Source organism: Gracilibacillus salinarum, from assembly GCF_022919575.1.
Taxonomy (GTDB): domain Bacteria; phylum Bacillota; class Bacilli; order Bacillales; family Amphibacillaceae; genus Gracilibacillus; species Gracilibacillus salinarum.
In genome coordinates this window covers 737,013-749,763 of the sequence record NZ_CP095071.1, presented here as the reverse complement: position 1 = coordinate 749,763, position 12,751 = coordinate 737,013, and the positions used below count along the sequence as shown (strand labels likewise).

General features: G+C 37.4%; 12 protein-coding genes and 1 pseudogene. 11 read left to right on the top strand and 2 right to left on the bottom strand.

The features are described from left to right. The first annotated feature begins 6 nt into the window (after positions 1-6). From MUN87_RS03805 to MUN87_RS03775, 7 genes and pseudogenes are all read left to right on the top strand, one after another. A complete protein-coding gene (locus MUN87_RS03805) occupies positions 7-846 on the top strand; it encodes a pyruvate, water dikinase regulatory protein (RefSeq protein WP_244746359.1) in 840 nt (279 codons plus the stop codon). 406 nt (positions 847-1,252) lie between these two features. Next, on the top strand, positions 1,253-3,073 hold the full coding sequence (gene dnaG, locus MUN87_RS03800) for a DNA primase (RefSeq protein WP_244746358.1): 1,821 nt from the start codon (positions 1,253-1,255) through the stop codon (positions 3,071-3,073). A gap of 21 nt (positions 3,074-3,094) precedes the next feature. Continuing rightward, entirely contained in the window at positions 3,095-4,210 is a 1,116-nt protein-coding gene (gene rpoD, locus MUN87_RS03795; protein ID WP_244746357.1) for an RNA polymerase sigma factor RpoD, read from the top strand. Positions 4,211-4,344: 134 nt separating this feature from the next. Further along, positions 4,345-4,881 carry a hypothetical protein gene (locus MUN87_RS03790; protein ID WP_244746356.1) on the top strand — a complete coding sequence of 179 codons (537 nt, stop codon included), beginning with the start codon at positions 4,345-4,347 and terminating at the stop codon, positions 4,879-4,881. Positions 4,882-5,026: 145 nt separating this feature from the next. Continuing rightward, on the top strand, positions 5,027-5,386 hold the full coding sequence (cccA, locus tag MUN87_RS03785) for a cytochrome c550 (protein WP_244746355.1): 360 nt from the start codon (positions 5,027-5,029) through the stop codon (positions 5,384-5,386). Between the two features lie 89 nt (positions 5,387-5,475). Then, complete coding sequence (locus MUN87_RS03780; RefSeq protein WP_244746353.1) at positions 5,476-6,168, top strand: tRNA (adenine(22)-N(1))-methyltransferase; 693 nt, start codon at positions 5,476-5,478, stop codon at positions 6,166-6,168. Then, positions 6,155-7,266 (top strand): annotated as a pseudogene (locus tag MUN87_RS03775) (Nif3-like dinuclear metal center hexameric protein). The gene MUN87_RS03780 and the pseudogene MUN87_RS03775 overlap by 14 nt, the downstream one beginning before the upstream one ends. 181 nt (positions 7,267-7,447) lie before the next feature. On the opposite strand, the gene MUN87_RS03770 reads toward MUN87_RS03775, so the two are convergent. Then, entirely contained in the window at positions 7,448-8,389 is a 942-nt protein-coding gene (locus MUN87_RS03770; RefSeq protein WP_244746352.1) for a 4-hydroxy-3-methylbut-2-enyl diphosphate reductase, read from the bottom strand. 136 nt (positions 8,390-8,525) lie between these two features. Between MUN87_RS03770 and MUN87_RS03765 the strand changes: the two genes are divergently transcribed. Both MUN87_RS03765 and MUN87_RS03760 read left to right on the top strand, forming a co-directional pair. Further along, the gene (locus MUN87_RS03765) at positions 8,526-9,836 is read left to right on the top strand and encodes a DEAD/DEAH box helicase (RefSeq protein WP_244746351.1); all 1,311 of its coding nucleotides are present in this window, start codon (positions 8,526-8,528) and stop codon (positions 9,834-9,836) included. A gap of 19 nt (positions 9,837-9,855) precedes the next feature. After that, a complete protein-coding gene (locus MUN87_RS03760; RefSeq protein WP_244746349.1) occupies positions 9,856-10,749 on the top strand; it encodes a deoxyribonuclease IV in 894 nt (297 codons plus the stop codon). 296 nt (positions 10,750-11,045) lie between these two features. Here MUN87_RS03760 and MUN87_RS03755 read toward each other — a convergent pair whose 3' ends face one another. Then, entirely contained in the window at positions 11,046-11,330 is a 285-nt protein-coding gene (locus MUN87_RS03755) for a DUF2624 family protein (RefSeq protein ID WP_244746348.1), read from the bottom strand. Positions 11,331-11,518: 188 nt separating this feature from the next. Between MUN87_RS03755 and MUN87_RS03750 the strand changes: the two genes are divergently transcribed. Both MUN87_RS03750 and MUN87_RS03745 read left to right on the top strand, forming a co-directional pair. After that, on the top strand, positions 11,519-12,226 hold the full coding sequence (locus MUN87_RS03750) for a lytic transglycosylase domain-containing protein (protein WP_244746347.1): 708 nt from the start codon (positions 11,519-11,521) through the stop codon (positions 12,224-12,226). Positions 12,227-12,312: 86 nt separating this feature from the next. Beyond that, positions 12,313-12,732 carry a DUF4190 domain-containing protein gene (locus tag MUN87_RS03745; protein ID WP_244746345.1) on the top strand — a complete coding sequence of 140 codons (420 nt, stop codon included), beginning with the start codon at positions 12,313-12,315 and terminating at the stop codon, positions 12,730-12,732. Positions 12,733-12,751 lie beyond the last annotated feature (19 nt).

Genomic DNA, 12,751 nt, shown 5'->3' with positions numbered 1-12,751 from the left:
ACATCAATGGAGAAAAAGGTGATTTATGTTGTATCCGATTCTGTCGGTGAAACAGCAGAATTCGTAACAAAAGCGGCACTTAGTCAGTTTATTAATGAAAACGAATATGACATCTATCGAATTCCATATGTGGAAAACACAGAAGTTCTGCGTGGAGCCGTTTATCACGCGAAACAATTAGGAGCAATGATTGGTTTCACATTAGTAAACAGAGATTTAAGAGCATTTCTGACAAGGGAAGCAGTTGAGAAAAATGTGGAATGTGTCGACATTTTAGGCCCGATGATAGAGGCAATGGAAAGAAAGTTCAGCTTGCAGCCAAAACAGGAACCTGGTTTAATACACAAGTTAGATGAAGATTACTTTAAGCGCGTGGAGGCGATCGAATTTGCTGTCCGCTATGATGATGGAAGAGACCCGCGCGGAGTAGCGCAGGCAGATATTGTATTAATTGGAGTTTCAAGAACATCTAAAACCCCTTTATCACAATATTTGGCACATAAGCAGCTGAAGGTCGCCAATGTACCGATAGTTCCGGAAGTTGAACCACCGAAGACGTTATTTGAAATACCATCTCATAAATGTATTGGTCTACGCATCAGCTCTGAAAAATTAAATGATATCAGAAAAGAACGCCTTAAGAGTCTAGGTTTGGACGATAAAGCCTTTTATGCTAATTTGGATCGTATTGAAGCAGAATTATCTTTTTTTGATCAAATTATACAACGACTTAATTGTCCTGTTATCGATGTGTCGAATAAGGCAGTTGAAGAAACTGCCAATAGTATTATGAACATGATTAACCAGCCTTATTGGGATTTTCATGAACACCAGGCAAAAGAATAATTCATCCCAAGCAAATATGTTGGAATTCTAAGTGTATTGTATTATAATAATAATTTGTGAAAATGTTTATATTATAAAGAATATGTATATTACTGAGTAATAGATTGCTTTTTTGTTTAAAATTAACCAATAAATTCTGCTTTTTAGGCAACATTTTTTGAAAATTATTAGTTTTAAGCAGGAATTTGCAGATTAATGTAGAAATATTTATGCATGGACCTTTTGTAATGACAAGTATCAAACAATTACCGGAGGGTTTATTAATGTGTTTATTATCTGGTGTTAAGAGGTATTATGTTAACAAAAGGCTATCTGTTTTATAAAGCTCAGTTTAAGCTTGCTAGGGTTATTAATGAGAAAATTGTCGAACTTTTAAAGAAGTATATGGTAGAAATGGTGATAAACAGTGGCTTACCAAATTTCGGATGAAACGATCGAGTCGTTACGCAAAGCTAATGACGTCGTTGATATCGTTGGAGAGTACGTGCAATTGAAGCAGCAAGGTCGAAATTATTTTGGTCTTTGCCCGTTTCACTCTGAAAGTACACCATCTTTCTCTGTCAATCAGCAAAAGCAGATTTATCATTGTTTTGGTTGCGGAAAAGGTGGTAATGTGATCACCTTTGTTATGGAGATGGAAGGATACAGTTTTCAACAGGCTATTCGGCATCTTGCTGAAAAATCCGGCCAATCATTGCCTGAAATGAAAGGGACAGATGAGAGAACCAATAGTGAAGAACAGTCGAGTTTAGAGGCATATCAATGGCTCGTGAAGTTGTATCATCAACTGTTACGCCATTCCAAGGATGGCAAAGAAGCGTTGGAATATCTTTATAAGCGAGGATTTAATGATGAGGTAATAAACGAGTTTCAAATTGGTTATTCTCCCTCATCCCGAGAGTTTGTTCCACAATTTCTCGAGAAGAAAGGATTTCACAAGCAAAAAATGGCGAATACTGGTCTGTTAGCTACAACAAATGATGGTCAGTATTATGATCGATTCCAGGGTAGAGTAATATTTCCGATTCGAAATCATCTTGGTAAACCAATCGGATTTGGTGGAAGGTCCATTCATGGACAAGAACCAAAATATTTAAATAGTCCTGAATCAGCTTTATTCCAAAAGAGTAAACTGTTATATAATTTTGATCTGGCCAGAGCTGAAATTCGAAGAAAAGGCGAAGTAGTCCTTTTTGAAGGGTATGCAGATGTCATTGCCTCGTATCAGGCTGGTGTTAAGAATGGAGTAGCATCATTAGGAACATCCTTAACCGAAACACATGCGAACCTATTAAGGCGTTATGTGGACACAGTGGTCATTTGTTATGACGGTGATCCAGCTGGGCAGAATGCTACGTACAAAGCGATACAGCTATTAAAGAAGGTTGGATGTCATATAAGGGTAGCATCATTACCTTTTAAATATGATCCAGACCAATATATTCAGGAATTCGGAGAAGAGTCATTCCGTGCAAACGTAATTGAATCAGCAGATACGGAAATGGTTTTTTTTCTTCAATATTTAAAAAAGGATTTCAACTTATCACTTGAAGGAGACCGGCTTCAATATGTAGAGAAAGTAATAAGTGAAATAGCAAAGCTGTCAAGTTCTATAGAACGGGATCATTATATCAGGGAAATTGCAGAAGAATTCAATTTATCTTATGATGCTTTATCACAAGAATTAATGTCTCGAATGCGAAATGTTGAAAAAAGTAATGATAAGCCTAACAGGTTTGGTAATACTAATGATGGAAATCAACATAAACAAGTCGTTCCATCATTACAAGTGATTCCTCCAGCTTTTCAAAATGCGGAGCGCCGCTTACTCGCTTACATGTTGCAAAATACGCATGTTGCAGAGAAAGTAAGAGTAATGATCGGGTCCCAATTTAATCTTGAACAACACCAAATTATTGTAACCCATTTGTATGGATATTATGAAGAAGGTAATGAACCGGATCCTAGTCATTTCTTATCCTATTTAGACGACCCTGACTTACAACAGATTGTGGTGGAATTATCCATGATGGATAGTTCATGGGAGATGTCCGAGAAGGAACTTCAGGATTATATTTATTTTATTCAATCCGAACAAACTGATAAGGCTAGTGTAAAACAACTGCAACAAAAAATGAAACAATTAGAGAAAACAGACCCGAAAGAAGCTGCTAAAGTGGCAATGGAGATATTAAAGATAAAACAGAAATCGAAAAATTGGAGTTAGTCTTTGGAAGGAGGGGCACTCATGGCAGAAAATAAACCATCACGTTCAAAGGATCCTGAATTAACAATCGATCAAGCGAAAGATCAATTGCTCGAACTGGGTAAAAAGCGTGGTGTATTAGCATATGAGGAAGTAGCAGAAAGGTTATCAGGATTCGATCTTGAATCAGATCAAATGGACGAATTCTATGAGTACTTAAATGAGCAGGGAGTAGAGGTAATAGGTGATTCGGAAGAAGATCCTACCATGCAACAGCTTTCAAAAGAAGAGGAATTTGATTTAAATGATTTAAGTGTTCCTTTAGGGATTAAAATCAATGACCCTGTTCGAATGTATTTAAAGGAAATCGGTAGAGTAGATTTATTATCTGCTACTGAGGAGATTGACTTAGCCAAAAAAATCGAAGAAGGCGATGAATACGCTAAAAAACGATTAGCAGAAGCAAACCTTCGTCTCGTTGTTAGTATTGCTAAACGGTATGTAGGTAGAGGTATGCTATTTCTAGATCTGATTCAGGAAGGAAATATGGGTTTAATCAAAGCAGTTGAGAAATTCGATTTCCGTAAAGGATTTAAATTCAGTACGTATGCCACGTGGTGGATCCGCCAGGCTATTACGAGAGCGATTGCTGATCAGGCAAGAACGATTCGTATTCCTGTACACATGGTAGAAACGATTAATAAATTAATTCGTGTACAGCGTCAATTATTGCAAGATCTCGGTCGGGAACCGACACCAGAAGAAATTGCGAAGGACATGGAGTTGACTCCAGATAAAGTACGTGAGATCCTTAAAATTGCTCAGGAGCCTGTTTCATTAGAAACACCTATTGGTGAGGAAGATGATTCACATCTTGGTGATTTTATCGAAGATCAAGAAGCTACATCTCCTTCAGATCATGCAGCGTATGAATTACTAAAAGAACAATTAGAAGATGTTTTGGACACATTAACAGATCGCGAAGAAAACGTATTGCGTTTGCGTTTTGGACTTGATGATGGTCGCACTAGAACACTGGAAGAAGTAGGTAAAGTGTTTGGTGTAACGCGTGAAAGAATTCGTCAAATCGAGGCAAAAGCTTTACGTAAGCTACGTCATCCTAGTCGCAGTAAACGACTTAAAGATTTCTTGGAATAAGTTTCTAAGTGGTAACTGGACTGTCTGGTATAATTCCGGATGGTTCAGTTACATTTTATTCATGATTGGTGTAAAGGATATCATGAATAAGCCGATATAATTAGAAATGTGACTTATTCTTGGAGATGGTATGGATGAATCAAGGTCGAAAACAATTGATTGTGAAAGAAATTCAGTACTGGAAATCACACAAGCTGTTACCTGACCAATACTGTGATTTTTTGTTAGCTTTATACACGGAAGGACATGTGAATGACTCAGAGCAGGAGCAAAGAAGCAAATCAGGCTATTTGTTGCTTTTCTATTTCCTGGATTCATTGTTGGTGTTATTACCGATTCTAATCTTTTTAGCAACGGATGCTTTTTTTATAAGAGTGATTGGTATCGTTATCATTTGTTCGTTAGCATTACTTATGATAAAACTGTTTTCCCGTTATTCAGAATTGAAAAGTGGATACGCGGTCATGATATTTTTTGTCGTTTGTCTGTTTAGCTCACTTTTAGTATTAGACGAATATGTAGACAATAGATGGATTACGTATTCGTGGATGTTAGTAAACAGTTTAATATGGATTATAGCAGGTAAAAGAAAGCAACAACATTTCTTGCAAATCGCAGGTATTTTCGTCCTTATTATGATTGGTATTATGTTAGGATTTAACTTTTTTTAATATTTTATCGAATTTTCAGTAGTAATACTTTTCTATTTACTGATTTTGCAGTAAAATAGAGATGGTTTTCTTAATACATATATCTAAGATTAGTTGGAACATTACTAATACGAACAACACTTGTCATTGAAGGAGGAATTAACAAATGAAAAAAAATCCGATCATCCCTTTTGCTCTTATTGCTGTTCTCGGTATTATAGCCATGATTATTATATCTGCGGTAGGCGTAAATGAACAGGATAAAATTGCAAATGGTGGTGGAGAAACAGAAGAAGCAGCTGATCCACAAACACTAATTCAAAATTGTACAGGCTGTCATGGTGGTAATCTAGAAGGTGCTACCGGTCCAAACCTGCAGAATATCGGTGATACGTATTCTGTAGAAGAGATACAAGAAATCATTGTTAATGGTAGAGAAGATAAAGGAATGCCTGGTGGACTTGTTAGTAATGAAGAAGCCGCTGTATTGGCTGAATGGCTTGCAGAAGGTCAAGGTGGCGAATAAACAGATGAAAAAGCTTTCTGTGCAGACAGGAAGCTTTTTTGTTGGTCTAGTCTTATTAATTTATCGTAATCAGGAAAGGAACGAAAAGGATGTTATCTAAACGACTTCAAGTGTTAGCAACATATTTACAGTCACCAGTACATTTTGCAGATATCGGATCCGATCATGCTTACTTGCCCTGTTTTGTCTGCTCAAAAGATCCTCTTGCGAAAGCTGTCGCAGGGGAAGTAAATCAAGGCCCCTATGAAAGGGCGCTCCAAACGGTAACAGATCATGAGTTAGCAGATCGCATTTCTGTTCGTAAAGGTAATGGTCTAGCTGTTATCCGTCAGGGAGAAGTGAAGCAGCTCACCATCGCAGGAATGGGTGGTAAATTGATTTGTCAGATTTTAAATAGTGACAAAGACAAATTGGAAGGTGTAGAGCGATTAATTTTACAGCCTAATGTTGATGCTCCATTAGTAAGAGAGTGGCTGCAAATGAACCACTTTACACTTGTGGCAGAAGAGATCATTGAAGAAGATGGTTATATATATGAAGTGCTGGTTAGTGATTACACAGAAAACAATCTGTGTTTAACAGAAAAGGAACTACTATTTGGTCCATTTTTGTTACAGGAGCAAAATGATGTGTTTAATCTAAAATGGAAAAAGGAAATAGAGAAACGTAACTATTTAATCAATCAAATGAATCAGGCGACAACAATTCCGGAAGAAAAGATAACACAACTGCAAAAAGAATGTCATTGGATTCAGGAGGTTTTGGCAGATGACAACCGTTAAGGATGTAATCAAGCTGTTTGAAAAATGGGTGCCAGTCAATTTGGCAGAATCATGGGATAATGTCGGGCTCCAGCTAGGTTCTAAAAATCAGCCCGTACACAAATTAATGATCACACTCGACGTTGTTGAAGAAGTGGTCGACGAAGCAATTGCTGATGAAGTGGACATGATTATTGCTCATCATCCGCTGTTGTTTAAAGGGATCAAATCTATAGATTTTTCCAGCCCGAAAGGGAAAGTCATTCAAAAACTAATTCAACACAACATTTCCGTTTATGCCGCTCATACCAATTTGGATGTAGTAAAAGGTGGCGTGAATGATTGGTTAGCAGAACGATTGGAATTACAAGATACCAAGGTGCTTGTACCAACAACAGAAGAATCTTTGCTCAAATTCGTTGTTTATGTTCCCCGTTCACATGTAAAAGAAATGCTAACGGCACTTGGTAACAATGGTGCTGGTCATATTGGAAATTACAGTCACTGTTCTTTTAGAGGAGAAGGGACCGGTGCTTTCAAACCGTTAGAAGGAACGGATCCATATATAGGAAAGTTAGAGGAAATAGAAGAAGTAGAAGAATCGAAAATCGAAACCATTATTAAAAAAAATCAATTTCCTCAAATACTTCAAGCTGCTCAAAAGGCACATCCCTATGAGGAAATGGCATATGATCTACTTCCACTTGCAAATAAGGGTGAATCTAGTGGTTTAGGTAGAATTGGAAAAGTCAAACAGTCAACGACTTTAGCAGATTATGCAGCTTTAGTAAAGGAACAGCTGCAGGTTCCCACACTCAGATATGTTGGTCATCCAGATCAAACTATTAAAAAGGTTGCCGTTCTAGGGGAAGTGGAAAAGGGTTTATAGACACTGCTCGCCACGCAGGTGCGGATGTTTACATTACCGGTGATTTGACCTTTCATGAAGCGCAGGATGCTGAGCAAGCCGGTCTATCTTTAATTGATCCAGGGCATCACGTTGAAGAAGTGATGAAAAAAGGTGTGAAGCAATTTTTTACTGACAAAATGGACCAGCTGCCAAATAAAATAGAGTTAAAAGCTTCTACGGTATCAACTGAACCATTTCGATTCATTTAAGCATTTGATTGTATAGTGGAATATACACCTAAGCGTAGGAAATAGATGGAGTCTTAGTGGAAGCAGCACCACATTTAGTATAGAGCCAATATTTTTTGCGTATTAAATAAGCCGAACATAACGGAAATTCTCATTTGATGAGTTTCCTGATATGTTCGGCTTTTCATTTATAAAAACTCTTTTATTTTGCTTTTACTTTTGGCAGGATCTTTTCTTTTTTGACTTTTGAAGTAATATCCCACGTTTCCTGATTATTTGCATTGTAATTCTCGATAAATCTAATTACTTCTTTAGCAATTGGTGTAGGTGTTGATGCACCTGCAGTAACTGCTACTTTCTCTACACCTTCCAGCCAATCGAGCTGAATCTCGGACACATCAGCGATACGATATGCTTGTGTGCCTGCCTTTTCAATAGAAACCTGCGCAAGGCGATTTGAGTTATTACTTCTCGGATCGCCAACAACCAGTGTTAAATCTGCGTCTTTCGCTTGTTCGGCAACGGCCTCCTGACGTACTTGCGTTGCCATGCAAATTTCTTGCTCTAACTCGGTTTGAGGATACTTCTCTTGAACTGCCAGCATTACATCATGTACATCCCACTGACTCATTGTCGTCTGGTTTGTCACTAGTATTTTATCTGCCTGTATCTCAAGTGTGTCAACATCTTCCATATGTTGAATTAAATGAACGTGGTCAGGTGCGACACCAACAGCCCCCTCTGGCTCCGGATGACCCTTTTTACCTATATAGACAATTTCATAATTATCTTTGACTTTTTCTCGAATCAAGTCATGTGTCCGGGTAACATCAGGACATGTTGCATCTAAAACGGTCAAACCTTTTTGTTCCGCACGTTGTTTCACTTCTGGTGATACACCATGCGCTGTGAAAATCACAGTACCTTCATTAACCTCTTCTAACAGTTCTGCTCTGTCTTTTCCATCTAAAGTATAAACGCCTTGTTCTTCAAAAGCGTTAGTTACATGCGAATTATGAACAATCATACCAAGAATATAAATCGGACGAGGTAGATTGGGATCCTTCACTGCATTCTGTGCAATGACCATTGCATCGACAACTCCATAGCAATATCCTCTAGGAGCAATCTTAATTACTTCCATTATGGTTCCCCCTCTGTACTTTCTACTAGAGATCAAGTAAAATGTGTAATAGTGGACGTATATATGTCCAATACTTATATTATAAAGGTATTTGCTGTAATTGACAAAGATATTTCATACAATGAAGGAGATTAACATGAAAAAGCACTTATTCAGACAATATGCATTGAATGACTGGATGTATGACGTCATCGGACAACTTGATTTTTACGAACCGACAGCCATTCAAGCTAAAGTCATCCCTGAGGCATTAAGAGGTAAAGATATTATTGGACAATCAGAAACAGGCTCTGGTAAAACTCATGCTTTCTTAATTCCATTATTAAATAACATAGAGACAGATGATTCGCAGACACAAGTAATTCTTACTGCGCCTACGCGAGAGCTTGCCATTCAAATTTATGATGAAGTAAAGAAAATTACGGAATTCTCTGGTAAGGAAGATCAGTGGCGAGCCAAATTAATTATTGGTGGTACAGACAAAAAGCGAATGGTAGAAAAAATGAAGCAACCGCCACATATCGTAGTCGGAACTCCTGGGCGTATTCTGGACTTGATTAATGATGGTGTACTCAATATTTATGAGGCAAAATCATTTGTTATAGATGAAACAGACTTAATGCTTGAACTTGGATTGATGGAAGAGATCGATAAAATATTGGTTCATGCTGATCGTGATATACAGCTTATGGTATTTTCCGCTACTATCCCGGAGAAATTACAGCCATTCCTGAAAAAATATTTACACGCACCATTATTTGTGAAAATCGATGATCGGTTAGCTCCAGAAAAATTAGAGCATCGTTTAATTGATCGAAAACATCGGGATCCTGCAACCATTATTGCTGAGATTTCTACATTAATTCATCCCTATTTAGCCATAATATTTACAAATGGTAAGGAGAAAGCAAATCAATTAGCTGCGGATTTACAAGCAAAAGGGTTAGAAGTCGGTCTTATACACGGTGGACTTAACCAACGTGAACGTAAGCGGGCTTTGAAAGAAATCCAGCAATTAAAATACCAGTATATCGTTGCTACAGATTTGGCCGCGAGAGGTATTGATATTAAAGGTGTCAGCCATGTTATCAATGCAGAGCTTCCTAAAGAGGAATCATTCTATTTACACAGAGTCGGAAGAACAGCTCGAGCGGGAATGGAAGGAACAGCTATCGGTATTTATCAAGATGAAGATATTGATTTAATTAAAAACCTTGAGAAAAAAGGCTTAACCTTTACGTATTATGATGTAGTAAAAGGGGAATGGCGTGAAGCTAAAGCGTGGAATATTAGACAAAAAAGAGAAAAACAAGAATCAGAAATTGAGAAGAAAGCATGGCAGCAAGTAAGAAAGCCGAAAAAAGTAAAGCCAGGTTATAAAAGAAAAATGAAGTATCAACAAGAAAAAGCGAAAAAGAAAATAAAGCGAAATCAATTCAAGAAATAAAGAAAAGGTGAGAGGTATAATGTTAAAATTAGGTTCACATGTATCAATGAGCGGAAAGAAAATGTTGTTAGCGTCAAGTGAAGAAGCGGTATCCTATGGTGCCAATACGTTTATGATTTATACTGGAGCTCCGCAGAACACGAGAAGAAAACCAATTGAAGAGCTTAATATTGAAGCAGGGAAATTGCACATGAAAGATAATGGGATAGAAGACATTGTGGTACATGCTCCTTACATTATCAACATTGGTAATGCTAAGAAAAAGGAAACATTTGATTTAGGGGTACGTTTTCTGAAAAATGAAATTGACCGAACGGAAGCCCTTGGCGCCAAACAAATTGTACTTCACCCGGGTGCACATGTTGGTGAAGGTGCCGAAGTAGGGATTGCCAAAATAATTGAAGGGCTAAATGAAGTACTTGATCCAAACCAGGATGTTCAAATCGCATTAGAGACAATGGCTGGTAAAGGATCTGAAATCGGCAGGAATTTCGAAGAATTGGCAAAAATTATTGATGGAGTCACACATAATCAAAAACTCTCTATCTGTTTTGACACTTGTCACGTCCACGATGCAGGATATCCAATCGTGGAAGATTTTGACGGGGTACTCAACGAATTCGATAAAATTATTGGATTGGATCGATTGAAAGTAATCCACATTAACGATAGTAAAAATGAACGCGGAGCAGGAAAAGACCGACACGAAAACATCGGCTTTGGTCACATTGGCTTTGATGCGATTCATGCAATTGTACACCACGACCAATTAGATGATTTACCTAAGATTTTGGAGACACCTTATGTAGGGGAAGATAAGAAAAACAAAAAACCACCATACCAATTCGAAATTGAAATGCTGAAGCAGGGCTCTTTCGTCTCAGATCTTAAGGAGAAAATTGTGCAGCAATAATGCCAATGCTGAAAATAACCCAATAGAAAAGCCGAGTATTACACGAATCGTATTTGATGACGTGTGATGCTCGGCTTTTAGTTTATCGTAATATTTCTTGGCTTACTTTAAGAAACAAAGTGCCTTCATTACGATTTAAACGATTTTGCTATGTTTTTTTGACATATAATGTGCTTGGGTACCTCGTGACAATCACTTCTCATTCTCAAAAATCACCCAATAGTCAGGTGATTACATAATCCGTATTTTAGGCAGTTGTACATTTTTGCATATTTTTCATGATTAAAATAATACTATTACTGGAAATAGTGCTCCAATCCATATTCCTTTATCAATTTTTGAAATAACTGCTGGCATGCTTTCGCAGTGTTTAAATCGGTAAGCTGCGCCAATTTCTTGATCATTTTTGCGCGATCCTTTGCTTGGGTTGGGTCGTAATCAGTAGTACTTAAATGGGCAGTAATGGAAGCTGCTTGCTTCGGCGTAATGGAAATATTATATTGCTGGGCATAGTTTAAGACTTCTTCAGCATTTAGATTTCTCAATTTATTTATCATCAACCGTTTTGTAAGTCCATTCATGAATATGGCTCCTTTCCCTTCGTTATTTCTATATTATGCATTAATGTTTACTATTTGTGCATAAAGGTTATATGTAGAGAGTGTGTATTATTTGCATTTCTCGACAAATTTAGCTAACATTATCCGCTGTAGGTAAAATGGCAACATCGAGGTTGCATGTAGTTACAAAGAAGGAGTGTTCAATAAAGATGACGAAAAGAATACAATGGATTGGCATTGTATTAATTTTAGTGTTTGTAGCCTGGAGCTATTATCAAATAAATTCATATCAATCAAAAGTACAGACACTAGAAGAAGAAAATATTGAATTAGAACAGGATTTGCAGAAAATGGAATCCCAATCTCAATATATATTAAGCCAATCCACTCAGAAAGATGTAGAAATGACAAGACAAAATTTACCGAAGTTTTTTGATTTAGCAGAAGTAATGGTGGAAGACAGTGAAGGTAAATTTTTGCGTCCATGGGCAATCTACCTTGTCAAGGAAGCAGAGGAGTATGATATAGACCCGTTTATAGCATATGAATTGTTGAAGGTGGAATCCGGAAGCAGTTTTGATACAGAGCTGGTGGGACCAGAAACAGAATATGGACATGCATATGGCATGGCACAATTCATGAAAAATACAGCGCCATGGATTGCTGATATGGCTGAGATGCCATATGATCAAGAAATGCTATTCGATCCGTACTATTCGATTAAATTGTCATTAGTGTATCTGGATTTTCTTTATGATCAATACAATAACTGGGATGAGACGTTGACAGCTTATAATCGGGGGATGGCAGGATTAGAGCAATACAAATTGCATAACGGTCATGCAAAGAGCTCCTATGCAACTACAATCCAAAAAAATGCAAGTAAATATCAAGAATTTGTAGCAATTGCCCAGTAGTTCCAAAGTAGAATTTACCACGTAAGTGCAAAGTCGAATGAGGCATACTATGTTTGTACCTCTAAAAGAAAGGGAGGGTATATAGTATGCCAAATCATCAAGATGAACAGCATGTAGAAAATGCACCGAAGATTGATAATGGACAACACATCGATGAATCAGCACAAACAAATCAGTTTGTGGATACAGATGAATTATATGCAGTAGATGAGGCATATAAAAGAGAAGCAGAGACCTCTGCTGAATTATCAGCAAATGAATTTAACCGTCCAGTTGCAACTGACGAACAAGAAACAGAGATGCAATCAAATGTAAATCCTGTTTTCGGCTGGATCGGTTTAATTGCTGCCATTGCATCGTTCTTTGTATGGCCACTTATAATGGCTATCGGTGCCATTGTTTTAGGATTTATCTCTAAAAAACAAGGCGCAGATACACTTGGTAACTCTGCTATCGCAATTGGGATAATCTCGATCATCTTATCGATGATACTGATACCATTTTAGATAAGCAATAAAAAAGGCA